The sequence below is a fragment of the Streptomyces sp. NPDC044064 genome, from assembly GCF_056434245.1.
The window spans coordinates 21065-44436 of the sequence record NZ_JBWKFN010000019.1 but is presented as its reverse complement, the minus strand read 5'-3'; the positions used below and the strand labels follow the sequence as shown (position 1 = coordinate 44436).

At 70.0% G+C, this 23372-nt stretch carries 28 protein-coding genes and 3 pseudogenes; 8 read left to right on the top strand and 23 right to left on the bottom strand.

What is annotated here, in order from left to right:
* Nucleotides 1-165: 165 nt before the first annotated feature.
* Complete coding sequence (locus AC07DS_RS28495) at nucleotides 166-1593, bottom strand: hypothetical protein (protein ID WP_479149785.1); 1428 nt, start codon at nucleotides 1591-1593, stop codon at nucleotides 166-168.
* Nucleotides 1594-1859: 266 nt separating this feature from the next.
* Here AC07DS_RS28495 and AC07DS_RS28490 point away from each other — a divergent pair, with 266 nt between their 5' ends.
* Nucleotides 1860-3686: an endonuclease/exonuclease/phosphatase family protein gene (locus AC07DS_RS28490; protein WP_479149783.1), complete on the top strand. Its 1827-nt coding sequence runs from the start codon at nucleotides 1860-1862 to the stop codon at nucleotides 3684-3686.
* A 15-nt stretch (nucleotides 3687-3701) separates the two neighbouring features.
* Here the strand turns inward: AC07DS_RS28490 and AC07DS_RS28485 are convergent, their stop codons facing one another.
* The 5 genes from AC07DS_RS28485 to AC07DS_RS28465 all read right to left on the bottom strand — a co-directional run bounded on the left by AC07DS_RS28485 (nucleotide 3702) and on the right by AC07DS_RS28465 (nucleotide 6378).
* Nucleotides 3702-4439 carry an SRPBCC family protein gene (locus AC07DS_RS28485; protein WP_479149781.1) on the bottom strand — a complete coding sequence of 246 codons (738 nt, stop codon included), beginning with the start codon at nucleotides 4437-4439 and terminating at the stop codon, nucleotides 3702-3704.
* 17 nt (nucleotides 4440-4456) lie between these two features.
* Entirely contained in the window at nucleotides 4457-5065 is a 609-nt protein-coding gene (locus AC07DS_RS28480) for an ArsR/SmtB family transcription factor (protein ID WP_479149779.1), read from the bottom strand.
* Nucleotides 5066-5164: 99 nt separating this feature from the next.
* Nucleotides 5165-5455: a DUF3618 domain-containing protein gene (locus AC07DS_RS28475; protein ID WP_479149777.1), complete on the bottom strand. Its 291-nt coding sequence runs from the start codon at nucleotides 5453-5455 to the stop codon at nucleotides 5165-5167.
* Between the two features lie 87 nt (nucleotides 5456-5542).
* The gene (locus tag AC07DS_RS28470) at nucleotides 5543-6241 is read right to left on the bottom strand and encodes a hypothetical protein (RefSeq protein ID WP_479149775.1); all 699 of its coding nucleotides are present in this window, start codon (nucleotides 6239-6241) and stop codon (nucleotides 5543-5545) included.
* On the bottom strand, nucleotides 6238-6378 hold the full coding sequence (locus tag AC07DS_RS28465; protein WP_167444074.1) for a hypothetical protein: 141 nt from the start codon (nucleotides 6376-6378) through the stop codon (nucleotides 6238-6240). Before AC07DS_RS28465 ends, AC07DS_RS28470 begins: the two co-directional genes overlap by 4 nt.
* A 172-nt stretch (nucleotides 6379-6550) precedes the next feature.
* Here AC07DS_RS28465 and dapA point away from each other — a divergent pair, with 172 nt between their 5' ends.
* Entirely contained in the window at nucleotides 6551-7447 is an 897-nt protein-coding gene (gene dapA, locus AC07DS_RS28460; protein WP_479149773.1) for a 4-hydroxy-tetrahydrodipicolinate synthase, read from the top strand.
* Here dapA and AC07DS_RS28455 read toward each other — a convergent pair.
* Complete coding sequence (locus AC07DS_RS28455; protein WP_479149772.1) at nucleotides 7434-8642, bottom strand: WD40 repeat domain-containing protein; 1209 nt, start codon at nucleotides 8640-8642, stop codon at nucleotides 7434-7436. The genes dapA and AC07DS_RS28455 overlap by 14 nt on opposite strands.
* The gene (locus tag AC07DS_RS28450; RefSeq protein WP_145874881.1) at nucleotides 8639-9196 is read right to left on the bottom strand and encodes a SigE family RNA polymerase sigma factor; all 558 of its coding nucleotides are present in this window, start codon (nucleotides 9194-9196) and stop codon (nucleotides 8639-8641) included. The genes AC07DS_RS28455 and AC07DS_RS28450 overlap by 4 nt, the downstream gene beginning before the upstream one ends.
* A gap of 77 nt (nucleotides 9197-9273) precedes the next feature.
* Between AC07DS_RS28450 and AC07DS_RS28445 the strand changes: the two are divergent.
* Together AC07DS_RS28445 and AC07DS_RS28440 are read left to right on the top strand one after the other, a co-directional pair.
* Nucleotides 9274-9769, top strand: a pseudogene (locus tag AC07DS_RS28445) (hypothetical protein).
* Between the two features lie 136 nt (nucleotides 9770-9905).
* The gene (locus tag AC07DS_RS28440) at nucleotides 9906-10136 is read left to right on the top strand and encodes a response regulator transcription factor (RefSeq protein ID WP_145874883.1); all 231 of its coding nucleotides are present in this window, start codon (nucleotides 9906-9908) and stop codon (nucleotides 10134-10136) included.
* A gap of 104 nt (nucleotides 10137-10240) precedes the next feature.
* Here the strand turns inward: AC07DS_RS28440 and AC07DS_RS28435 are convergent.
* Nucleotides 10241-10987 (bottom strand): annotated as a pseudogene (locus tag AC07DS_RS28435) (tyrosine-type recombinase/integrase); the annotation flags it as partial.
* A 264-nt stretch (nucleotides 10988-11251) separates the two neighbouring features.
* On the opposite strand from AC07DS_RS28435, the gene AC07DS_RS28430 reads away from it, so the two are divergent.
* Entirely contained in the window at nucleotides 11252-11593 is a 342-nt protein-coding gene (locus AC07DS_RS28430) for a hypothetical protein (RefSeq protein ID WP_479149770.1), read from the top strand.
* A gap of 156 nt (nucleotides 11594-11749) precedes the next feature.
* On the opposite strand, the gene AC07DS_RS28425 is transcribed toward AC07DS_RS28430, so the two are convergent.
* The 4 genes and pseudogenes from AC07DS_RS28425 to AC07DS_RS28410 form a co-directional block, all read right to left on the bottom strand.
* On the bottom strand, nucleotides 11750-12193 hold the full coding sequence (locus tag AC07DS_RS28425) for a transposase (protein ID WP_479149768.1): 444 nt from the start codon (nucleotides 12191-12193) through the stop codon (nucleotides 11750-11752).
* Between the two features lie 298 nt (nucleotides 12194-12491).
* Entirely contained in the window at nucleotides 12492-12962 is a 471-nt protein-coding gene (locus AC07DS_RS28420; RefSeq protein ID WP_479149766.1) for a hypothetical protein, read from the bottom strand.
* Nucleotides 12944-13069 carry a hypothetical protein gene (locus AC07DS_RS28415; protein ID WP_479149764.1) on the bottom strand — a complete coding sequence of 42 codons (126 nt, stop codon included), beginning with the start codon at nucleotides 13067-13069 and terminating at the stop codon, nucleotides 12944-12946. The genes AC07DS_RS28420 and AC07DS_RS28415 overlap by 19 nt, the downstream gene beginning before the upstream one ends.
* Nucleotides 13070-13242: 173 nt before the next feature.
* Nucleotides 13243-13476, bottom strand: a pseudogene (locus tag AC07DS_RS28410) (transposase); the annotation flags it as partial.
* Nucleotides 13477-13905: 429 nt separating this feature from the next.
* Here AC07DS_RS28410 and AC07DS_RS28405 point away from each other — a divergent pair.
* Nucleotides 13906-14145, top strand: coding sequence for an Imm32 family immunity protein (locus AC07DS_RS28405; RefSeq protein ID WP_479149762.1), 240 nt, complete (start codon nucleotides 13906-13908; stop codon nucleotides 14143-14145).
* A gap of 174 nt (nucleotides 14146-14319) precedes the next feature.
* Here AC07DS_RS28405 and AC07DS_RS28400 read toward each other — a convergent pair whose 3' ends face one another.
* From AC07DS_RS28400 to AC07DS_RS28380, 5 genes are all read right to left on the bottom strand, one after another.
* A complete protein-coding gene (locus AC07DS_RS28400) occupies nucleotides 14320-14649 on the bottom strand; it encodes a hypothetical protein (RefSeq protein WP_479149761.1) in 330 nt (109 codons plus the stop codon).
* Nucleotides 14650-15209: 560 nt separating this feature from the next.
* Entirely contained in the window at nucleotides 15210-15515 is a 306-nt protein-coding gene (locus AC07DS_RS28395; RefSeq protein ID WP_479149759.1) for a hypothetical protein, read from the bottom strand.
* Nucleotides 15512-16252: a GntR family transcriptional regulator gene (locus tag AC07DS_RS28390; protein WP_479150019.1), complete on the bottom strand. Its 741-nt coding sequence runs from the start codon at nucleotides 16250-16252 to the stop codon at nucleotides 15512-15514. The genes AC07DS_RS28395 and AC07DS_RS28390 overlap by 4 nt, the downstream gene beginning before the upstream one ends.
* Nucleotides 16249-16473, bottom strand: coding sequence for a hypothetical protein (locus AC07DS_RS28385; RefSeq protein ID WP_479149757.1), 225 nt, complete (start codon nucleotides 16471-16473; stop codon nucleotides 16249-16251). The genes AC07DS_RS28390 and AC07DS_RS28385 overlap by 4 nt, the downstream gene beginning before the upstream one ends.
* A 514-nt stretch (nucleotides 16474-16987) precedes the next feature.
* A complete protein-coding gene (locus AC07DS_RS28380; protein WP_479149755.1) occupies nucleotides 16988-17266 on the bottom strand; it encodes a hypothetical protein in 279 nt (92 codons plus the stop codon).
* 79 nt (nucleotides 17267-17345) lie between these two features.
* Between AC07DS_RS28380 and AC07DS_RS28375 the strand changes: the two genes are divergently transcribed.
* Nucleotides 17346-18101 (top strand): GntR family transcriptional regulator, encoded by a 756-nt coding sequence (locus tag AC07DS_RS28375; protein ID WP_479149753.1) that lies wholly within the window; start codon nucleotides 17346-17348, stop codon nucleotides 18099-18101.
* A gap of 497 nt (nucleotides 18102-18598) precedes the next feature.
* Here AC07DS_RS28375 and dapD read toward each other — a convergent pair whose 3' ends face one another.
* The 5 genes from dapD to AC07DS_RS28350 form a co-directional block, all read right to left on the bottom strand.
* On the bottom strand, nucleotides 18599-19585 hold the full coding sequence (gene dapD / locus AC07DS_RS28370; protein WP_479149751.1) for a 2,3,4,5-tetrahydropyridine-2,6-dicarboxylate N-succinyltransferase: 987 nt from the start codon (nucleotides 19583-19585) through the stop codon (nucleotides 18599-18601).
* A 157-nt stretch (nucleotides 19586-19742) separates the two neighbouring features.
* Nucleotides 19743-20705 carry a CU044_5270 family protein gene (locus AC07DS_RS28365; RefSeq protein ID WP_479149749.1) on the bottom strand — a complete coding sequence of 321 codons (963 nt, stop codon included), beginning with the start codon at nucleotides 20703-20705 and terminating at the stop codon, nucleotides 19743-19745.
* 2 nt (nucleotides 20706-20707) lie between these two features.
* The gene (locus tag AC07DS_RS28360; protein WP_479149747.1) at nucleotides 20708-21313 is read right to left on the bottom strand and encodes an RNA polymerase sigma factor; all 606 of its coding nucleotides are present in this window, start codon (nucleotides 21311-21313) and stop codon (nucleotides 20708-20710) included.
* A 111-nt stretch (nucleotides 21314-21424) separates the two neighbouring features.
* Nucleotides 21425-21961 (bottom strand): TetR/AcrR family transcriptional regulator, encoded by a 537-nt coding sequence (locus AC07DS_RS28355; protein WP_479149745.1) that lies wholly within the window; start codon nucleotides 21959-21961, stop codon nucleotides 21425-21427.
* Nucleotides 21961-22281 carry a DMT family transporter gene (locus AC07DS_RS28350; RefSeq protein ID WP_479149743.1) on the bottom strand — a complete coding sequence of 107 codons (321 nt, stop codon included), beginning with the start codon at nucleotides 22279-22281 and terminating at the stop codon, nucleotides 21961-21963. The genes AC07DS_RS28355 and AC07DS_RS28350 overlap by 1 nt, the downstream gene beginning before the upstream one ends.
* Before the next feature lie 185 nt (nucleotides 22282-22466).
* Here AC07DS_RS28350 and AC07DS_RS28345 point away from each other — a divergent pair, with 185 nt between their 5' ends.
* Nucleotides 22467-23282, top strand: coding sequence for an AbfB domain-containing protein (locus AC07DS_RS28345; protein WP_479149741.1), 816 nt, complete (start codon nucleotides 22467-22469; stop codon nucleotides 23280-23282).
* Nucleotides 23283-23372 lie beyond the last annotated feature (90 nt).

Sequence of the window (23372 nt, the reverse complement as noted above, 5' to 3'; positions counted from 1 at the left end):
TCACGCTCCCGCCATCTTTTGAACGGCGGTTGAACACCCGGCTACTTCAGAGACCCCTGTTCCATGAATCCGTATACACAGCCCCATGGCCGGCCAAAACACCGGTCACGTTCTCCCCCGGCGTCACCAGCTCTTCTCCGCCGCAGCAGCGATCGGCGGGGACGCTCAGCCCCCTTGCGCCGACCGCGCCTTGAAGGCCGCCTTGCGCGCTTCCTTCGCCACCTTCTTGTCCGGGTGCAGCCGCCCCATCGCCTCCAGCACGTCGGCGGTGGCGGGGTGCTCCACGCGCCAGGCCGCCGCGAAGAACCCGCTGTGCTGTTCGGCCAGCCCTTCCACCAGCGCGCGCAGTTCCTCCGAGTTCCCCTCGGCCTGGAGCTGCGCGGCCAGGGTGTCGACGGTCAGCCAGAACACCAGCTCCTGCGAGGGCGCGGGCACGTCGGAGGCGCCGCGCTCGCTCAGCCACACCCGGGCGAGCCCGCCCAGCTCGGGATCGTCCAGCACCTCCCGCAGCGCGGCCTCGGCCTCCAGGCCGACGAGGGACAGCGCCTGCTGGCAGCGCAGTCTGCGCAACGGCGCCCCGGCGTCGGCGCCCCGGGCCGCGGCCAGCAACTCCCGTGCCGCGGCGAGCGGTTCCCGTCCGGCCACCCACTCCTCGGTCTCGGCCTGGGCGGCGGACGGCCCGAAGTGGGCGGTGCCGTCGAGCAGCACGTCGGCGCCCTTGTCGGCGAGTTCACCGACCGCGGGCGCCTCGAACCCGGCCTCCAGCAGCCGCGCCCGCAGCCCGTAGGCGCCGAGCGGGGTCAGCCGGACCATGCCGTAGCGGGAGACGTCGGTGTCGTCCGCCGGGGCCGCGGGCTCTTCCTCCCCGTCGGCCATCAGCGTCTCGTCCACCGGCTGGTACTCGACCAGACCGACCGGCTCCAGCAGCCGGAACTGGTCGTCGAGGCGCATCATCGCGTCGGAGACCTGTTCCAGGACGTCGTTGGTGGGCTCGCCCATGTCGCTCGGGACGATCATCGAGGCGGCGAGGGCGGGCAGCGGCACTGGTGCGTCGCCGGAGCCGTCCTCACTGACGGTCAGCAGGTAGAGGTTGCCGAGGACGCCGTCGAGGAACTCCGCCTCGGCCTCCGGGTCCCAGTCGAGTGACGAGAAATCGACCTCGCCGCCCTCGTCCATCGCGTCGACCAGACCGTCCAGGTCGGGCACGCTCGCGTCGGCGACGACGGTCTCCAGGGCGGAGAGCCAGACGGTGAGCACGTCGTGCGGGGAGCCGCCGGTGAGCAGCGCCAGCTCCTCCCCGGCCGCCACGGTCCCGGCTTCCTCGTCGGTGATCTCGACCAGTCCGGCGTCCACGGCCACCCGCCAGGCCTCGCTGGCGTACGCGGCGGCGTCGTCCCCGCTCAGCCCGAGCAGCTCGGCGGCGGCCGGAAGCTGCTCCTCCGCCAGTCCGCCGCCGGCGTCCACCCGGGTGCCGGGTCCGGCCCAGCGGGCGAGGCGGGCGGCGCGGGAGAGCAACGGCGTGGACAGCGCGGCGCGCGCCAGCTCCGCTTCGGGGTGCAGCCGTACGGGCGGCAGGGGGGAGCTGTCTGACATCGGCTGGTTCTCCTCGGGCCGTGAAATGACTCGGCCGCTCAGCCTAGACGGATTTCCACCCATGCCGCCCGGTTCATCTCCCCGCCAGCGCTCGTACATGGCCGAAACCTTGACAACTCCCGGGCGCAGGCAGGAGATTGACGCGCGTAGAAGTTGGGGGGACAACTGTTCACTCTGCTCTACGCGTGTCACGCAGGGCTACATGCCCCGCACGCTTCCGTCACCACCTCGTCCCGGCGCTCATGTACGCCCCCGGAGGGATTCCCTTGCCGAGCAGGTCTTCCGCGCGCCTCGCCGCGCTCACCGTCGCCGCCGTCTGTTCCGCCGCGTCGGCCGTCGTCCTCACCTCGCCCGCGCACGCCGACTCGGTGCGCATCCACGACATCCAGGGCAGCACCCGGATATCGCCGTTCGCGGGCCAGAAGGTCACGGACGTGCCCGGCATCGTCACGGCCACGCGCACCTACGGCTCCTCCAGAGGTTTCTGGATCCAGGACCCGACCCCGGACGACAACCCGGCCACCAGTGAGGGCGTGTTCGTCTTCACCAGCTCCACGCCGAAGGTCGCCGTCGGCGACTCGGTCACGGTGACCGGCACGGTCTCCGAGTACGTCCCGGGCGGTGCCTCCTCGGGCAACCAGTCGGTGACGGAGATCACCAAGCCGACGGTCGCCACCGTCTCCACGGGCAACGCGGTCCCGGCGCCGGTCGTGGTCGACGAGGACTCGGTGCCGGACGTGTACGCCCCGCAGGGCGACACCGCCGCCGCGGGCTCGATCAACGGCCTGACCCTCGACCCGTCGGCGTACGCCCTGGACTACTACGAGTCCCTCGAGGGCATGAACGTCCAGGTCGAGGACACCCGCGTGGTCACCGCGACCGACCCGTACAGCGAGCTGTGGGTCACGGTGAAGCCGTGGGAGCACCACAACCGCCGCGGCGGCACGGTCTACGGCTCCTACGCCTCCCAGAACACCGGCCGGCTGCAGATCCAGTCGCTGGGCTCGACCGCCGACTTCCCCAAGGCGAACGTCGGCGACACCCTGGAGGGCGCCACCACCGGCCCGCTGGACTTCAACCAGTTCGGCGGCTACACCCTGGTCGCGAGCAAGCTCGGCACGCTGGAGAGCGGCGGCCTGGAGCGCGAGACCACGCAGAAGCAGTCGCACCGCGAGCTGGCGGTGGCGACCTACAACGTCGAGAACCTTGACCCGTCGGACGCCACCTTCGACAAGCACGCCGCCGCGATCGTGAACAACCTGCAGTCGCCCGACATCGTGTCCCTGGAGGAGATCCAGGACAACAACGGTGCCAAGGACGACGGCACGGTCGACGCGAGCCAGACCGTGAACAAGCTGATCGACGCGATCGTCGCGGCGGGCGGCCCGAAGTACGACTGGCGCTCGATCAACCCGGTCAACGACCAGGACGGCGGCGAGCCCGGCGGCAACATCCGCCAGGTGTTCCTGTTCAACCCCGAGCGGGTCTCCTTCGTGGACCGCGCGGGCGGCGACTCCACCACCGCCGTCGGCGTCACCAAGGTGAACGGCAAGGCTCAGCTGACGGCCTCCCCGGGTCGTATCGACCCGGCGAACGCGGCCTGGAACAGCAGCCGCAAGCCGCTGGCCGGCGAGTTCGTCTTCCGCGGCAAGACCGTGTTCGTGATCGCCAACCACCTCAACTCCAAGGGCGGTGACCAGGGTCTGGCCTCGCAGTACCAGCCGCCGGTGCGCAGCTCGGAGATCCAGCGCCACGCGCAGGCGACCGAGGTGAACGCGTTCGTCAAGGACATCCTGTCCGTGCAGAAGAACGCGAACGTCATCGCGCTCGGCGACATGAACGACTTCGAGTTCTCCGGGACCGCGAAGATCCTCGAGGGCGACGGCGAGCTGTGGTCGGCGATCAAGTCGCTGCCGCGGAGCGAGCGTTACACCTACGACTACCAGGGCAACCAGCAGGTCCTGGACCAGATCCTGATCAGCCCGTCGATCCGGCGCGGCTGCGACTTCGAGTACGACAGCGTGCACATCAACTCGGAGTTCAACGACCAGATCTCCGACCACGACCCGCAGGTGCTGCGGTTCCGCCCGTAACCCGGTCCGGGGGCCTCAGGACTGGCCGAACACGCCGTTCAGCCAGTCCTGCCAGGCGGTCTCGTTCGCCCGGGCGTCGGCGTCCGGCGCGAAGTCGTGGACGCTGATGCCGAGCGGCGCGCCCCAGTGGCCGCGTCCGAAGAAGCGGATGAGGGCGTTGTCGGTGCGCAGCCCGATGAAGTACGGGTTGCGGTAGTCGAGTACGGCGTCCAGGGTCTGCCCGCCGGGCCCCCGGACGCCGACCTTCGTGCCCGCGGCCGTCTCGTCCGCCAGGCCGAGCGCGTGGCCGGCGGCGGCGAGCGCCCGCGGGGACTGCGAGGCCGCGGGCCCCTGCAGCTGGGCGAAGGCGACCGGGCGGGGCGCGAAGTGCGTGAGGTACTCGCACAGGGTGTGCAGATAGAAGTTGGTGTGCTTGCTCGCGCCGTCGTACTGGTTGTTCCAGTCGTCGGTGAAGATGCCGCTGTGCACGTAGCGCACCCAGGCGCGGCGGCCTTCGTCCCGGGGCTCGATGGTGTAGTCGAGCTGGTTGGCCGACTGGACCGGGAAGCCGACGTCCTCACTGCGGTTCGTGTAGTGGTGGGGCGGATCCCAGGCGGTGACGGTGGACCCGAAGGGGCCGCTGCCGCCCACCCGGGGCTCGGGCGGGTCCATCGGCCAGAGGTAGCCGCCGGTGCCGGTGGTGATCGCCTCCCACACCTTCTCGGGCGGGACGTCGACCTCGAACTCGCGGACGATCTCGAATTCCTTGGACATGGTGGGGCTCCTGCTGCTTACCGATCGGGTTCGGGGGTGGGCTGGTCCTTGACCGTGGGGTGGAGGGCGACGACGATCCGGTGGTCGCGGCCGCCCTCGGCGTCGGGGGCGTCGTACTTGCGGATCAGGGCGCTCACGCCCGCCGTCAGCTCCTGCACGAAGGCCGCGCGGTCGGCGGCGGAGGCGAAGCGGACCTCGCCGTCCAGGGCGTAGGTCGCCAGCCGTTTGCGGGCTCTTTCGGCGCCGGTGATCAGCGCGCCGACGTCCCGCACCAGGCGGGCGCCGAGCGCCAGCAGCCAGCGCGCGGAGAGCTGGTCACGGAAGCGGTCCGGGTCCGGCTGCACGGGGGCGAGCGCGGCGGGCGAGATGACGTACGACGCGGCCGTCGCGCGCATCAGCCGCTCGGTGACATTGCCCTTGCGGCGCTCCCCGGCCAGCTCGACCAGGCCGTGCCGCTCCAGCGCCTTGAGGTGATAGTTCACCTTCTGCCGGGGCAGTCCGACCTTGCCGGCCAGCATCGTGGCCGACGCGGGTCCGGCGGCCAGTTCGGCGAGCAGCCGGGCTCGTATCGGGTCGAGCGATACGGCCGCCGCCTCGGGGTCCTCGATCACGGTCACGTCCAGCATGGGTCCACCCTCGCACCGAAAACTTTTTTTGTCCAGGTGGGCAGAGTTTTCGGTGGGAGGGTGCACGGAACCCTCGCGCCGCCGTGGGCCGGGGCGCGGTCAGTGGTGCCGGCGACGCAGCACGCCTGCCGTGGCCAGGGCGGCGGCACCCGCCGCGCCCGCGATCAGCAGCGGGCCCGGGTGTGCGGCGGCGCTCGTGCGCAGCTGGACGGTCATGGCGCCGGCCCTGTCCTTCAGGTCGGCGGCCCGGGTGGACGCCCGGCCCTTCACGTCGGCCCTGTCCTTCCACTGGGCGACGCTGTGGCCGAGCCGGCTGCGGGTCTGTTCGAACTGGTGCCGCAGCTCGTCGGGGCCCTTGGCGCCCGAGCCGTGCGGGATCCTGTGCTTCATCGGTGTGCCCTTTCCCTGATCACATCGCCGGCAGGCAGTTCCGCATCCTCTCCCTGCGGAACATCCGGGTACCCCCACCGAAGACCGTCAGTCGTACTCCGCTCCCCCGGCCCCGCGGTTGCCGAGCCGTGCGAGTTGGGTCTGGAACCAGTCGAGCCGGGCCTGCAACAGGGCGGCCTCCGCGACGAGTTCGGGCACGCCCAGCTCGCCGTCGGCCGTCAACCCGGCGTTCCGAGCCGCCGTACCGGCACCGCCCGCCAGCACCCGCAGCCCCTCCCCGGCCAGCCGGGCGAATCCGGCGAGCGAGACGGAGGTGCGACCCCGTACGCAGCCCGCGCACGCGGGGGCGAGACCCCGCCAGCCGGGCCGGCCCCACTCGTCGTCGGCTGCGAGCGCGACCGCGGTGACACCGCAGGCGCAGGGACCGACTGTCGCCGTGCGCACCCGTTGGCGGGCGTAGCGGAAGCCGCGCTCGAAGCGGATGTACGAGCCGAGCACGGAGACTTCCAGCAGGACCGCGGCCCGGTGTTCCGCCGCGCACAGCAGGGCCTCGGCGGCCGCCCGGTCGTGCACGCAGTGGAAGCCGCAGTCGCACAGCCGCGCGGGCGCGCGGTGTCTGCGCCCGTAGACGCACGAGGCGTCGTCGAGCACGCCGTACGGCAGCGCGCTGCCCAGCGACACGCCGGTGAACCCGGCCCGGGTGCCGTCCTGGGACAGCACCGGGCGGGCGATCTTGTATCCGGTCGGCGGCTCCGTCGGGCGTTCGGCCGGGAGCCGCAGCCTCATCGGGCCGCCGGTACCTCTTCGCGGGCCGGCTCGGCCGGTGCGCTGAGGGTGGTCTCCTCGGGGAGCCGGGGCTCCTCCTCGTGGACGAGCGGCCGCTCTTCGGCGACCCCGGTGGCCAGTGCCTTGCCGAGCTTCATGGTGCCTCCCATGACCGACATCGATGACCGTCCCGGCCATGGTGACGCATGAAGGACCGAATTGCCCATAGGGACTTCGGCCGCCCATCCCCCTAATCCATCAGCATTGCTTAGCAATATCTCGTAGAAGAATTAAGTAGAGCTTCACCATTTCCCTGCCGAGACTACTCCCATGACGAATCGACGCCGGCCCTTCGGGCGCACGCTCTGCGCGATGATCACCCCGTTCACCGAGGCGGGCACGCTCGACGTGGAGGGAGCACGGCGGCTGGCCGGCCGGCTGGTGGCCGAGGGCTGCGACGGCCTGGTGCTCAGCGGCACCACGGGCGAGTCGCCGACCACCACGGACGCGGAGAAGGCGGAGCTGATCGCGGCCGTGCGGGAGACGGTCGGCGACGGCATCCCGCTGGTCGCCGGTGTCGGCACCGCCGACACCCGGCACACGATCGAGCTGGCCCTGGCCGCCGAGAAGGCGGGCGCGGACGGTGTGCTGGTGGTGACGCCGTACTACAGCAGGCCGCCGCAGGAGTCGCTGGAGGCGCACTTCCGCCAGATCGCCGACGCGAGCGGGCTGCCGGTGATGCTCTACGACATCCCGGGCCGCACGGGCACCCGGATCGAGCCGGAGACGATGATCCGTCTCGCGGGGCATCCGCGGATCGTGGCGGTCAAGGACTGCTCCTACGACTTCCTCGGCACCCTGAAGGTGCTGGCGCAGACGGAGCTGGCGTACTACGCGGGCTGCGACGAGCACGTCCTCGCGCTGTACGCGGTGGGTGCGGCCGGGTGCGTGAGCACGGTCGCCAACGCCGTGCCCGGGCACATCGCGGCCGTGCTCGACGCGTTCGACGCGGGTGACACGGCCCGCGCGACCGAACTCCAGCTGCGGGCCACGCCGTTGATCGAGGCGATGATGGGCGCGGGCCTGCCCGGCACGGTCACCGCCAAGGCGCTCCTCGGTGCACTCGGCCTGCCCGCGGGCCCGGTGCGGGCACCGCTGCTGCCCGCCGGCCGGGAGATGGCCGACGGGCTGCTGGCCCGGTACGAGGAGCTGGTCAGCGGGTCGTGAACAGCGGTTCCCAGCGGCCGGCGCCGTCGAACTTCGGCGAGCGGAAGCCGCTGATCGGCTGCACCTTGTCGCTGCCCACGGTGACGAGGACCAGCCGCTGGTGGAACTCGTTGCCGTCGCCGCCGATGCCCCAGGCGATCAGCCGCTTGCCGTCGGCCCAGGCCAGCAGCTGCTGACCGGGAACCTTGGTGATCATCTTGCCGGTGACGGGGTCGATGATGGCGGAGGCGATCACCTTGCCGTGCCCGGCGAAGTCACCAGCCGCGTACTTCCCGTCGGGCGAGAGGCCGGCGGCGACGTAGGGCGACACGTACTTCTCCGCTGCGGGCGTCCGGACGTCGGTGCCGTCGAAGGCGTGGTACTGGCGGAACGGCTTCTCGATCAAGGGTTCCCAGAGGTACTTCCCGTCGTGACTGAACTCCAGATCCGTGCGTGCGTTGCCGATCCCATATGTGTCCTTCCAGAAGGGCAGCTTGTGCCACTGCCCCGTGCCCGAGGCGACGTCGAGCAGGGTGAACCCGGTACGACTGGGCACCCGTTGCGGCTCCATCTTGTTGTTGACGTCGACCTTGGCGCTCCAGAAGGCGCGGTCGGGGTTCTTGGCGTAGGTGGTGACGGCCAGCTTGGTCCCGTCCGGCGAGAAGGCGGCTCCGCCGGCCCCCTGTGGCACCGGGATCCACCGCTTGACCTCGCCGCTGTCCAGGTCGAGCAGCCCCACCCGGGTGGCCGGCAGCTCGCGCTCCAGCACGGCGGCCGTGCGCGCGCCCGGCGCGACGGTCACGAAGGACCAGCGGTCGTCCTTCTTGTATTTGCCGGACCCGGGATCCAGCAGCCGGTAGGTCGGGGTGTAGATCCAGTCCTTGTTCGCCAGCTTCACGGTCTTCACCGTGCTGTACCCGGCCATGACGGCGTCCCCGGCGCCGATCAGGTCGCGCGGCGGCGACTGGTCGGGGTGGGCCACGACCCGGCCGTCGGTGACGGCAGCGGGCCGTACGTCCCGGCCACCGGCGTCGAGCAGCGGCACACCCACGGCGACGGCGACCACGGCCGCGGCGGACGCGGCGACCACGGCGATCCGGCGGGTACGACGCCTGCGGCGCAGCACGAACACGCGGTCGGCGAGGTTCGCGGACGCGGGCTGCGTCCGTCCCGCCATCTCCTTCAGGGAGTCGCGCACCAGTTCTTCGACGTTCACGGACGCACCTCCACGGGTGAGAAGTCACGGGACGGCCGCTGGTCGTCGCCGTCCGGGCCGAGCGCGGCCAGCTCGGGCGCGAGGGTGCGCAGCCGGGCCAGGGAGCGGTGGGTGGTGGACCGTACGGTGCCGACGGAGCAGCCGAGCAGCCGGGCCACGTCGGCCTCGGGCAGGTCCTCGAAGTAGCGCAGCACCAGCACGGTGCGCTGGCGGGCGGTGAGCCGGGACAGGGCGGTGCGCAGCACGAGCCGCAGCTCGGCGGTGCCGGACGCGTCCGGGGCCGCCGCGGCCTCCGGCAGCTCGGCGACCGTGACCTCCCGGCGCCGCCACTTCAGCCGCCAGCGGCTGACCTGCTGCCGGTAGAGGATCCGCCGGACGTAGGCCTCCGGTTCGTCGATCCGCTGCCACCGCCCGGCCGCCTTGACCAGCGCGTTCTGGAGCAGATCCTCCGCCGCGTGCTGATCGCCGCCGCTCAGCAGGACGGCCGTCTTCAGCAGCGCCGAGGACCTGCCGGCCACGAACTGTCGAAAACTCTCCTGCGCTTGGGCATCCATCGTCACCTTCTCTTCCCCCGGGCCGACCTGCTGTCCGAGCCCTGTACCCCATGTGACGTGCGGGGCGACCCGCCGCTATGCCTGCCCGCCACAGAAAAATCAGAAGATCACCCGGCCCCGCCGCCGTACGGTGCCCCGAGGGATACACGACGATCAGGGCGTCCCTGCGCCCGGGCCACCCACCGCGGGTCTGGCTGAACCCGTCCCACGACCCGGCGCTGCTGTCGCTCGGCTACGACCTGCGCCGGGCGACGACCTGGACGGCGGAGGGCCAACCGCTGGATCGCGCCGGCCGTCGGCCTGCCCGAACTGCCGTACGTCGACTTCGGCGCGGACTTGTTCGCCGAGCGGCCGGACGGGGTCCGCTGGAAGACGGCGGCGATCGTGGCGTACGCGGCGGGGCGCCCCTTCGTCCGGGTGGACGACGAGCAGAGCCCGGCGGACACCGCCTACGCGGCGGCGCACCACCCCGGGCCCGCGCTGCTGCACCACGTCGATCCGCGGCTCGGACTGCGCGAGGAGGACTTCACGGCGCCGGCAAACGCTCTGGGCGGGCTCGTGACACGGCTGTGACAGTCGGCGGACACGGCCATGACGTCGCCATCCCAAACTCGAAGAAAGAGGGCGAAAAGCCGATATTCGGACATTTGCCCACTGCTTCCGAGGACGCGAGCAGCGACGACCGAGTCGACCCGCCGAAGGAAATCCCATGAGCCCCACTCTCACCACCACCATCGCCGAAGCCCCCGCCCCCGAGCTGGCTCCGCGCGAGCGGGAGACCCTGCGGCACATCGCGGCCGGCCGCACCTACCTGCAGACCGCCCGCCACATGGGACTCTCCAAGCACACGGTCGACGCCTACCTGCGCCGCATCCGGGCCAAGCTCGACATCAACAGCACGGCCGAGCTGACCCGGCTGGCGATCTCCATGGGCCTGTGACGGACACACACGAACAGCAACGGCGGCCGCATCCGCGGCCGCCGTTGCTGTTCGTGTCGTCTGCGTCAGTTGTGGCTGTTCTGAGGTTTGCGCAGGTCACGGGCTCATGTTGCCTCAAGGGCCGTTCCGGGGCCGTCGGCGGTGTCGCCCGGGTCCCGGAAGACCCGATCCACGGCGGCCCGGGTGCGGGTCTCGCTGTTCGGCATGAGGTGCATGTACGTGCGGAGCGTGAAGCTCGGGTCGTGATGACCGAGGTACTCGCTCAGTGCCTTGATGCTCTCCCCCGCGTCCAGGAGCACGGAGGCGTAGAAGTGGCGGAGCGCGTGCATGCCGTTCTCGCGTCCGAAGGGGATGCCGGCGGAGGTCAGCGCCGGACGCCACACCGACTCGTTGAAGCGCAACCGGTTCAGCGCCCGGCCCTGGTCCTTGACGAAGAGCAGCGAGGCCGTGACGGGTGGGCCGTCGAGCGTCTTCCACGGCAAGGTGATCTCGACCGGTTGGTGTTGGGTGATGTGCGCGGCCAGCGCGAAGGAGACCGACTCGGGCAACGGCACATGCCGTTCCTTGCCGCCTTTGGGCGGACCGAAGACCGCCTGGGTGCCGCGCAGGAGCTTGACCTGCCGGACGACGTGGACCGTGCCGCCGAGGAAATCGACGTCTTCGAGAGCGAGGCCGAAGATTTCGCCTTGCCGCAGGCCGCAGCCCGCTCCCAGGGAGACCATCTCTTGGTAGGCGCCCGGCAACGCGTCGTGCGCGGCCATCACACGCTCGATGGTCCACGGCTTGACCTTGCGCCCGTCGAGAGACGGCGCCCGCACCGAACGAGCACGGCACCTTCTCTCCTTCATCAAGCACCCGGCTCCGCTCGGGGCGCCGCTCCTGCCTCCGGCCCGCTCCGCCCCGGCTGCGCCGACGCCCGCCCACTGTGGATAGGCCCGGAGGACATGAGTCAAGCACCCGACGTTCACGGCCCACGGTCACAGACGATGCCTCCGGCGGGGGATCGGCCGGCACCGGGATGGAGGGGGCGCCGTTCCCGGCCGCGGGCACATCGTGGCGAGCGTGGTGGGTGAGGGCGGGTGCCTGGCCGCTAAGGTGCGGAGTGGGGTGATCCAGTGCACGGAAGTCTGCCGGTTAAGAATGCGGGGAGCGTCCCGCTGTGCCTCTTCGTCGAGCCCTACGGTGAGGACTTCTGGCTTGAGCCGGGCGAGGCCGTCACCGTTTCGTCGGTCAGCGACGGCATCAACGTCCAGTTCGCGGTAACCGTGGCGGCCGAGCTGTTGAGCGTGTGGCTCTACGAGGACGGCGACCCGAACAGGGTCATCTCGGAATCCCAGGTGATCGATGCGTCTGGTACCCCGTTGAAGTGTGGACACCAGCGTCACGACCGGCGAATTCCTGGACCGTTCTTGCAGCGGGGTGTCAAGCCCGATGATTCTCCTGACACCAGCGCCTGACACCAACAAGGGCGGACAGCGGCGGTTGACGCCGAACCTCAGCGGACAGTCAGCCGAGGACCAGGGAGGGTTGAAGCAGGACCCCGACCCCGCGTGATCGACCTGATAAGGATGAGGCCAGTTCTTCAGGTCTGTGCCGCCCGGAGGGTGCGTGGATCAGTTGAGGTGGATCACGCCGCGAGGGTCTCGTCTCGTTCGACGAGGAGGCCGTTCTCGAAGCGGGCGCCCCCAGTCCTCGTCGACCAGCTCGTCCAGCAGGTGCGGGGTAGTGCCGGCGGCATCCTCCAGCGCGGCGCGGACCGCCTCGGTGACCATCTCCAGCCGGGTTAGGTCGCGGACCACGGCCAGGACGTGAGTGGAGTCGGTGCACTGGGTGGTGCGCTCCCGCACCAGACCGGCCTCCTTCAGGCGGGCCAGCGCGAGGTCGAGGAGGCGGTCGGCGCGGTTGCCCTCGGTGAGACGGTCGCGGAAGTCGGCCAGCACACTGTGGTGGAAGCCGGGATCGTCCAGCTCCATGGCCATGGCGTACGTGAAGTCGATGCGGCAGCGCACCACCTCGGCAGCCTGCCGGTCCGACACACCGAGCACGAACTGCAGCACACAGACAGTGGCCAGCTGGGCAGGCGAGAGACCGGACGCCCGTCACGCGGATACCAGTCAGCGAAGTCCTCGTCACGCCACAACCCGTCCAGGCGGTCTCTCACCCACATCGCCGCCGTACCGCCCGGGTTGCTCGCCCGCGCGCTCTGCGCGGTCAGAAGCGGGACTTGCTCACCCGAACGAGGACGGAGCGACAACACACACCTCGACAACGGCATAGGCTCTCGGAACACCCCGAACATGCCCACCAATCACGCCGACGCACCGGGCGCCTCCAAGATCCCCGACAGAGTCAAGCTCAGCTATGGACTGTCTGTTTGACGCCGTCCTTGTCGGTGATGCTGACGGAAACGCGCCACCGCGTCCGCTTGTCGACCTCGATCCTGACCGTACCGCCGAACTTCCGGCCATCCAGGTCTTTCGCCTTCATCGAGGCACCGTAGGTGGTGCTGTCGTCACACACTTCGATCCCGGCGCGCAGCGCTGTCCCATTACTGACCTTCAGACCACCCGAGGGACCGAGACAGTCATACCGCACGGACAATGCGGCTATCCGGTCCGCAGCCACGGGCAGCTTCACCGTCCCCGGACCCAGCCGGCCCGGTTTCTTAGCGCCCTTCTCAGGATTGTCCGGATCGGACACCAGCGCCGCCTTCGAGGCACTCGGCGAAGGCGGCGTACTCTTCCCGCCGCTGCACCCGGACACCGCAGCGGCGGACACCACCAGCAGAACGATCCCTGCGCTGCGCATCAGCTTTTCCCGTGCCACGTCTCGCGGCCCTTGTAGACCAGCCGCGCCGATCCCTTGCGCAGCACCTTGGTTTTGCAGTTGGGCTCGGTCTTGTTGTAGTTCCACTTCGTGTACCTGACCTTCACCCCGGCGTGCATGAAAGCGGCCCCGTCGACCGCCAGGAACTGACCCTAGGGCGCAACTTTTCTTCCGGGCACGGCAGTTGAGTGAAACGTGAGGTTCAGGTCACCCTAAGGGTTGTCCCGTAAGTCATCTTGGAGTTGTCGTGGATGCGGCGACCGGAGCGCGATCGGCTCCGCTATCCGTTGAGGGCGAGGTTGTGCAGGCGGGCGATGCCGAGCATGGCGTAATGGACGCCGTCGCCTTTCAGGCGGCAGTCGCGGAGGATCTTCCAGCCCTTCATGCGGGCGAAGGTGTGCTCGACGCGGGCGCGAACTCGCTTGTGGGAGCGGTTGTGTTCCTCCTTCCAGGCGGGGAGTGCCTCGCCCTTCGTCCCTCAGTGCGGGATGACGAGTCCGGTGCCCTGGCAGCCGTGGATCTTGAGAGTGACCCACCGGCATCCTGCTGTACAGCAGCCAGATACAGCAACCACAGCAACCGGTCCCACCCCGTAGCGTCCCCTTGGGGCCGATGCGCGACCTGTATGACCGTCTCCGATCGAACTCTGTAGAGCTACGGATCAGAAGGTCGCACCAGGTGGAGATGGTCTGGCCTCGTGCCAGGCCGTCTCAGTTTCCGTCTCATTCAGCTACGTTCACCGACGTTCGGGCGGGACCATCCACAGGTGCCGTCCCAACGCTCTCACGAGCATGAACGCAGGTGAACGGTCGTGGCCACACCCCTCGCCCACACCACTTGGAAAGCGTGCGCCCTCGGTGCCTGGCGGTCCCTGAGTACGCGATACTTGGGTATGGCCCCTGAACCCAGCGCCGCACCGTCGATGACCACTCAGGTGAATGCGGTGACCGACGGAACCACCAGAGTCTTCAGGTGGGAGGAAGACGCACGCATCGAGGTCCGCAACCTCGGCCGAGAGATCGTCATCGAAGCCAACGCCGCCGGGCTGAAGACCCTGGCCGGCCATCTCCTCGCACTTGCCCAGGACGGCACACCGGATGGCGCTCACTTCCACCTGGAGGAGCACAACGGACTCGAAGAGGGCTCCGCAAGCCTGGTCTTGGAGAGGTGCGACGGCGAATGACTCGTGCCAGACACGTGCCAGATCGTGCGGGGAGCCACGGGGAACAGCGGGGAACCCATCTACAGTCCACCTGGCGTCTACGTCCCTCAGCCGCAGGCGAGGCCTGGAGCCAGCCCTAGATGCCCTTAGCTTCCCAAGCTGATAGCCACCTGCAGACCGAAACGGAGTAAGGCGCTACAGGCGAGCGATGCCGTGAGCGTCCAGGTACTTGTCCGCCAGCGCCCGGTACACGACGTCCTCGTCTTCACCGGTCTCCTCCAGCCAGGCATTCAGCATCAGACGTGCCATGAAGTGTTCGGGGTGCTTTCTCTTCCGCTGCTGTCCCTTGGCGTTGGGCTTGGCCATTACCGCACGATCGACCCGACGGCGGATCTCTTCTGGAATGAACGTGCAACCAGCCCCGGTCAGGAAGTTGATCGCGTACTGGCAGGGATACATGCGCGAGTCGTAGGTGGGCACGGTCGGCGGTACCCACTTCGCGAGCACTTCGGTCACCTTCTGCATAACTGCAGCCTTGCACTGCCGTGCGTTGGGCGGACGCGAACCGGGAAAATAGCGAGTCATCGACCAGCGTTGCTGCTGAGACGGCCCTGCCGTGCATTAGTGAGGTACGACGCGATGAGGGGGGTGGGGTTGGCGGCCTGCAACATAGTCCCGAGGTGGCTCCCGGGGCCCTTCACGCCCCCCTTGAGAAGAGGGCGAGCAAGCGTCGCAGGAAGTGAGCCAACCCCACCGTCGCAGCAATCAGGCAGGTCCTGCCGCTGCTCACGGGACCGGCCGTCACGGTTTCTGTCTCGACGGCACCCGGCAGCGTGGCTGAGGCCGGTGGGGGTGCAGCGGGGCACACGCGTGCGTGGTCAGTCGGCGCACCCGCCGTCGTGGCTGACTGTCGTCGGCCGGTGTTCAGGCAGTCGGGCAGGGTGCTTTTCTGCGGCGGTCAACGCAGTGTCCTTCAGGGGTGGTGCGACACTGCGGGGAGAGGAGCCCGTGTGGGGGACCGGGCTCCTCTCCCCGTGGTGGTAGAGGGAAGGTTGTCGTGGGCGGTTCCGCTCTCGACAGCCGCTTCAGGGGTGCTGAGGTTCGCTCGCCGCCAGGAGGTGACCGCGGCTGGTCGCAACCCGGAGCACGTCCCGCAAAGAACCGGTCAGTTCCTTCGCCAACTGTCGCAGGTCTTCCGGGCCCGAGTCCCCTTTGCCGAGGGTTTCCGCAGCCTCCTCCAAAAGCTCAGCAGCAGTGCCGAGTTGGACCGCTTCGATGTTGTCCGCTAGGCGGGACATGTAGCCGCCCTTGTCGTTGGTGTTGAGGTAGCAGGGTTTGCCTTCCGGACCCGACCACGGGAGGAGGCGCAGTTCGTTCCGTGCCGTCGTCATTGCGTCTGCCTCTCATCGATCACGTGGTGGGTGGTGAAGACGGCGTCGACGCGATCCCCCGGGAACACTAGGAGCCCGGCTTCGACGACTCGACCGGTGGAGTCGGTCGCGACGCGTGTGATCGCGAGGACCGCCGAGGCGGAGCCGATCCGGAGACCCAACGCTTCGTCCGGGGTTGGGGGGCGGGCACATACCGTCTCCCGGATACCGGTCGGTGGCGGACCGAGAACGGCGAATCTCGTGACCGCATCCCGACCCGCCGATGCGTCGTCGAGCACGCCGTCCGGGGCCAGGTCGCGCGGGATGTAGATGCGGGCCAGGCCGTGCGGTGAGTCTCCTTCGTGGCTGATGCAGGTGAACTCGACGAGTGGGCTGCCAGTGGGCACCTTCAGCAAGGTCGTCAGGTGTCCGTGTGCCTGGAGTGTTGTGCTGCGGACAGTGACGCGCAGGGCCGCTTCGGCGGCGGTCCACGGGTCCAGCGTCCCCCAGCCTCCGACGTACATGATCTTGCGGAGAGGGCGGCGGACGAAGTTGCCCTTGCCGTGGATCTTCTCGACGAGGCCCTCCCCCTGGAGCACCGCGAGGGCGCGCCGCAGTGTCACCGTGCTGACCTTGTACTGGACGGCCAGCCCGGACTCTGGCGGAAGGCGTTCGCCGGGTTTGATGCGACCGGTCGTGATCTGCTGTCGGAGGTCATCGGCGATGGCGTGATGGCGTGAAGGCACAGCCCCGGTCACCACCCTCTCAGCATGCGCACGGCGACGAGCCGGGTCCGCGTGGTGATGGTCAGCAGCTCCCCCGACTCGAAGAGGATCTGCTTGGCGCCGTGGGGCAGTTGGAAGAGGTTGCTCACGTAGCACGCTCGGCCGCCGACCTGGATGATGTCGCCGCGTTGCACGGTGGTCGCAGTGACCTCGATGTTGTAGACCAGCGCTCCGCGGGGTGCTCGGTCGCTCACTGCTCGGCCTCCACACACGTGGCCTGGTCGGGCGCCGAGTGGCACGGGCAGGCGCACGCTTCGTAGACCACCGGGATGGCTGCCGGCGCCGGGGCAGGGGAGGACTCCGTGCAGGCGCGGTGCGTGCCGATCCGGCAGGCGATCGATCGGTAGGGGACGCTTGAGGTGTCCGTGATGCGCGGCTGTGGGCGATGAGACATCAGCGAACCCCCGCGAGGGCCGAACGAGCCTCGGCCGGCAGGTGGGGCGCGACGAGCAAGGAGCGCGTCCGTACGCGCCTCTCCCAGGCCAGCACGTACGGGCGGACAAGTGCCACGTCCTCACCCGCGAGCAAGCGTCTGTGTGGCGGGTGGTCGGAGGTGTGTTCCAGGACGACCGTCGGCACATCCGGGGTGGCGGGAACGGTCCGCGGCTGGGCGGACGGTAACGGGCGGCGGTGCCTGCCCTTGGCGGAGTGCCGCGCTCTGGCGAATGCGACGGCTCGGCGGATACGGTTGAGCACGCTGCTCAGCTCCTATCGCTGATGGCCCGGTCCCCCGACATCGCCCGTCGCGGGGACCGCTTTGCGTACGACCGCCCAGAGGGTGCGGCCGTTCAGGCTGGTGGCGAGGAGCCCGAACCGATCGGCCTCCGCCACCACTTCCAGGACCTCCCGCCAGGACTCGACGGAGAGGGATTCCGGTACCTCCGCTTCGACCGACGTGTACCGGTCGTGCTCCTCCACTCGCGTGGGGAGCCCGACGGCGGACAGCCGGGCGGCGATGGCCGCCGCGCTAACTCCCGAAGCGGGCACAGGACAGCCTCCGTCACCGGCGAATCACTTTCAGTGAAGCTAGTTAACTAAATTAGAGCTAGTGGACTAGATTTTCCATATGCCTGAACAGCCGCCCTATCTCCGCATCGCCGACGAACTCCGGCGGCGGATCGCGGAGCACGTGTGGGAGCCGGGGGACCGCCTGCCCTCCCGCACCCAGATCGGCCAGGAATGCGGCGTGGGCGAGAACGTGGTCCGGCGGGCACAGGAACTGCTGATCTCCCAGGGTGTGCTGGAGGGTCGTGCCGGATCGGGCACGTACGTCGCCGAGCCCCGGCAAAGAGTCCGCGTCGTCCGGTCATCGGCCCGCGAGCAGCCCAGCGGATCGCCGTTCCGCGCGGACATGAAGGCCGTCGGCAGGCAAGGCGGTTGGGAGAGCCGAACCGATGCCAAAGTGCCGGCCACAGCGGACATCGCTACGCGTCTTGGCATCGCCGAGGGCGATCTGTGCGTCCGGACGGCGTACGAGTTCCTTGCCGACGGCAGGCCAGTACAGCTGTCCACGAGCTGGGAGCCGTACGACCTCACCGCCGGCACTCTCGTCGTGCTGCCGGAGGGCGGGCCCCACGCGGGCGCCGGAGTGGTGAACCGGATGGCCGCGATCGGGGTCACGGTGAGCCACGCGGTGGAGCAGCCTGAGCCGCGGACGGCGACCGCCGAGGAGGCGTCGCTGCTCGGCATCCAGAAGGCCGCGCTCGTCACGCACATCCGGCGGACGTACTACAGCGACCAGGGACGGCCCGTGGAGACGGCGGACATCGTGGTGCCTGCGGCTCACTGCGAGATCGTCTATGAGATCCCGATCAGCCGGTAACCCCGTCTAGGGTTCGCCGTATGACCGACGACGCTCCGCCCTGCCCCGAGTGCAGGCAGCCCCTGAGGTCGGGGGGGCTGGTGCTCGCCGGGCGGGATGACGATGGCCGACGGACCTGCCGGTCGTTGTGGCGGTGCGCCGACCGGCATACGTGGTGGCAGTGGGCGGACCGGCCAGAGGAATCGTTGGAGGCCTGCCCGGTCCCGGAGCTGTTTCGCTGATATCCCATGCTGACGTCAGCAGGGCCGGACGGAGGCATTCGGCAACGCCTCGGGCGACCGCCGGACCAGCCGACGACGGCACCGGGGCGGGGTGTGGACCCGACACCCAAAGCGGTGCTCATGGTGGGCTTCCCTGCGACAGACAAGCGCCCTCCCGGGCCGTCCTGGGGCCGTGGAAGGGCGCTCGATGGTGACAAACGTCGACAGCTGCCGACAGCTCAGCAGCAGGTCAGGACGTTGATCGATGAGGCGGCCGCACGTCACGGCCGCCATGCGTCAGTTGTGGCTGTGCAGGATGTCGTTCAGACCGCCCCAGACCGCGTTGTTCGGACGGGCCTCGACGACACCGGTGACCGAGTTGCGGCGGAAGAGGATGTTGGAGGCGCCGTTGAGCTCGCGGGCCTTGACGATCTGGCCGTCGGGCATCGTCACCCGGGTGCCCGCGGTGACGTACAGGCCGGCCTCGATCACGCACTCGTCGCCGAGCGCGATGCCGACACCCGCCTCGGCGCCGATCAGGCAGCGCTCGCCGATGGAGATGATCACGTTGCCGCCGCCGGACAGCGTGCCCATGGTGGAGGCACCGCCGCCGATGTCCGAGCCGTTGCCGACCACGACACCCGCGGAGATACGGCCCTCGACCATGGAGGTGCCGAGCGTGCCGGCGTTGAAGTTCACGAAGCCCTCGTGCATGACCGTGGTGCCCTCGGCGAGGTGCGCGCCGAGCCGGACCCGGTCGGCGTCGGCGATACGGACACCCTTGGGGGCGACGTAGTCCGTCATCCGCGGGAACTTGTCGATCGAGGTGACCTGGAGGTGCAGGCCCTCGGCGCGGGCGTTCAGCCGCACCTTCTCGACGTCGTCCACGGCGACCGGGCCGAGCGAGGTCCAGGCGACGTTGGCGAGGTGCCCGAAGATGCCCTCCAGGTTCTGGCCGTGCGGCTTGACCAGGCGGTGCGAGAGCAGGTGCAGGCGCAGGTAGACGTCGTGCGCGTCGAGCGGCTTGCCGTCGAGGGAGGCGATGACCGTACGGACCGCGACCACCTCGACACCCCGGCGGGCGTCCGGGCCGATCGCCGCGGCGGCGCCGCTGCCGAGCAGCTCCACGGCCTGCTCGGCGGAGAGCCGCTCGGTGCCGGCGGGGCCGGGCTCAGCGACGAGCTCGGGGGCCGGGAACCAGGTGTCGAGAACGGTGCCGTCGGAGGCGAGGGTGGCGAGGCCGGCGGCGACGGCGCCGGTGGTGCGGGAAGCAGTGTCGGTCATGTAGGAAACCTAACGTGGGGGAGGTCGTGCGGGCGAACCCGTGCCCAGGGCGTCTCATGTGCCGGGCGGAATCGTCTCCGCGGTGTCTCTCCCGCCGGGGCGGGACAGGGGCGGCCCGCACTCCCCTGTGGTGCGGGCCGCCCGGGACCGTGGATGGTCAGCCGCGGTCGCCCGCCCGGTCCACCACAGCCGTCGTGACAACCGAGTTGCCGCCCATGACCTGGCCGCCGCCGACCAGCCGCATGCCGACGATCCGGTAGGTCGTCGGGTCGATCAGCCACTGGTCATGCATCGGCTCACCGGTCTTGGGGTTGTCCTCGCGGCCGTATTCCAGGGCGATCGCCCGGCGTCCGGCGGCGGTCTCGACGAGGTGGCCGGCGACCTTCCCTCCCGGCAGGAGCGCGAGGGCGCGGTAGAGAGAGGCCAGGCCCTTGGCCGGCATCACGTCGGCCGACAGCAGGACGCTGATCTCGACGTAGTCGTTGCGCGCCTGGGAGACCGCCTTGCTGTCGGCGATGGCGTTCTGCTCACGGAGCGCCTTCAGCGTCGCCTCGCCCTCGGCCGGCAGAGCGACGAGGACCCGGTACATCTCGCGCGGGGAGCGGTCGTCACCCTCGCCGCCGTTCTCCAGATGCATCTTGGTGACGTCGAGCGGCTCGTCCCCCGTCCGTGAGGCGCTGGCGGAGCCGTCGTACCGGATCCAGCTCTCGTGCCGGCCCAGCAGGCGCCGGGACTTCTCCAGGGGCTCCTCCGCCGCCTTGGTGTAGATCCACTGCTTCGCCGTCGGCACGGCGCCGTCCGGCTGTGCCTCGACCGCGTCGGCGGCCTGCCGCAGGAACTCGGCCGCGCTCACCCCCTTGAAGCGCACGCTCGGCGTGGCCGCGGGCTGCACCTTGCGTCCCGTGCCCGTCCCGCCCACCAGCAGGGTGGCGGTGACGGCGACGGCGGTCACCGCGGCCACGACCGCGACGATCACGAACTCCCGCCGTCGCCACAACGCGCGGCGCAGCTCCCCGGCCCGCGCGGCCTCGGTGAGCCGCGCCCGTCCCGGCGCGAGCCGGGCCCGGTCGGGCATCGGCGCGTGGGCGCGCAGCTCGCGCACCTCGGTCATCTCGTCCATGGCTACGCCACCTCCGCCGCGTCGGTCACGAATGCGGGATCGGCGCCCAGCGCCGTACGTACCTTGCGTCGCGCCCGGTTGAGCCGCGAGCGAACCGTGCCGACCGGTATGTCCAATGCCTCCGCGACCTCCTGGTACGTGAGTTCGGCCCAGGCGACGAGCAGCAGGACGTGCCGGTCGGGCGCCGACAGCCCGGCGAGGGCGCCGGCCAGCGGGCCCTGCGCCGCGATCCGGCTGTCGGTGTCCTCGACCCAGAACTCGCCCCAGGACGCGGCGACCGGGTCGTGGCCGGTGCGGGCGAGTGCCCTGAGCGCCCGTACCTCGGCGCGGCGCTGCTTGCCGATGAGGTTTCCGGCGATGCCGTACAGCCAGGGACGCGCGTTGGGGCGCGTACGGTCGTAGCGGGACCGGATCCGGAACGCGACCAGGAAGGTGTCGGCGGTGATGTCGTCGGCAGCGGCGTCGCCCAGGCGGCGAGCCGCGTAGCGGTGGATGTCGGGGGCGTAGCGGTCGTAGAGCAGGGCGAACAGCTCCGGCTGCTCCAGCGACTGCGCGACTACCTCCGCGTCGTCCTCTGTCCGTATCGTGGACGGCGGTGGTCCGCTCACAAGGCTCCCCTGATTCGTCGGTGAGTGCGTGTCACCTCCTGTTCCCCGATGGGCATCGGAGAGTTCACGGTTTTCCGGAAGTCTTCGTTCGACCGCTGAAGACGCGGGTGATCAGGGAATCACCCGCTTCAGCACCTCGCGCGCGTACTCCTCGTCGTACGAACCGCCCGTCAGCAGCACCTGCAGACAGATTCCGTCCATCAGTGCGAGCAGCGCCCGCGCCGTCACCGGATCGGTGCGTGCGGCGAGCCGCGCGGCCGTCTCCTCAGTCCACTGGGCGGCGACGGGACGCAGCGCGGGGCGCCTGAGGGCCGCGAGATACAGCTCGTACTCCAGCTCGACACCCGGCCGGTCGCCGCCCAGCCACTCACCGAGGATCCGGGCGAGGCCCGCCGCGAGATCACCGTCGGCGTCGGCCAGCACCTCACTGGCGTCGAGCACCTTGGCGAAGCCCTCGTTGGCCTGGCACAGGGCGGCCACCAGGAGGTCGTCCAGGGTGGCGAAGTGGTAGGTCGTGGAGCCGAGCGGGACGTCCGCCTCGGCGGCGACCGTGCGGTGACTCAGCCCGGCGATGCCCTTGTCCCCCACGACCCGGATCGCCGCGTCGATGATCCGCTGCCGCCGCTCGGGGTCGTAGCGGCGGGGCATCAGTGCGCCCCGCCCAGGTTCAGCACCACCACTCCCCCGACGATCAGCAGGATCCCGGCGACCTTGGTCACGCTCAGCCCCTCCCCGAAGAGCATCAGGCCTATGACGGCGATGGTCGCGGTGCCCACTCCGGCCCAGATCGCGTACGCCGTGCCGATCGACACGGTCTTCAGCGTCTGGGCAAGCAACGCGAAGGAGACGAGGTAGCCCAGAGCCGTCACGAGCGAGGGCCCGAGCCTGCTGAAGCCCTCGCTGTACTTCATCGCCGTCGTGGCGGCGACCTCGGCGGCGATGGCGCCGGCGAGCAACAGGTATCCCATGAGGACAAGCGTACCCAGCGTTGTGTACGGCCGTACGCAACGAGAAAGTTTCAGTTTCACAGAAACCGCTCACTACGGCACCGCGCTCCACTAATGTGCAGCCCCTCGGCACCACTTTGTCTTCACGCTTCACCCACCTCACCCACACACCCCGGCCGCCGCCCCGGGCGGCGGTGGAGAACCGCATGCCTGAAAACACCCCCCACCCCCCGCAGCGCCAGTCCTGGGACAACGGCTGGAACCCGGACTCCTCCCGGGCCCCCGGCACCCGAAGACTCTGGCTGGCAGCCGCACTTGTCGTGGCCGCCATCGCGGCCTGTGTGACGGCGACAGCCGTGACCGGCCAGACCCGCGAGCCGCGGGCCGCCCGGCCCGCGGCCGGAGCCTCCACGGACAGCGGCCCCGGCCTGCTCTCCTTCGCCTCCCCTTCGGCGAGTACGCCCGCCGCGCCGAAGGGCAGGACGAGCATGACCTCAACCTCGCCCGCCACGACCGGGTCCCCCGCACCCACCCGCCCGGCCGGCTCGAAGCCCGCCCCCGGCAAGTCGCCGGCTCATCAAGGCAGTTCCCCGAAGCCGACCACCGACCGGCGCTCCGTCCGCGCCCTGAACTACCCCGACCGCTACTGGCACGTCGTCGGCGACTACGTGAAGCTCGACCCGGCCGGCTCACCCGCCGCCCGCCGCGCCGCAACCTTCGAACTCGTCAAGGGCCTCTCCGACGCCCGCTGTTACTCCTTCGCCACGGCGGACGGCGGCTACCTGCGCCACCGCGACTTCCTCCTGCGGGCCGAACACGACGACGGCTCCCGCCTGTTCGAGCAGGACGCCACGTTCTGCCCCCGCACATCGCCCTTCACCGGCGCGACCATGCTGGAGTCGGTCAACTACCCGGGCCGCTTCCTGCGGCACCAGAACTTCCGGCTGAGGCTGGACCCGTACCAGAACACCGACCTGTACCGGGCCGACTCGGCGTTCCTGCTGGTGGACGGGCTCGCCTGAACACACGAAAGCGGGGGGGACCCCCCAGGGGGGTGCCCCTTCCTTCGCTTTCTCGTCTCCCCCCCCCCCAACCGGCAAAGAGCCTCGTCG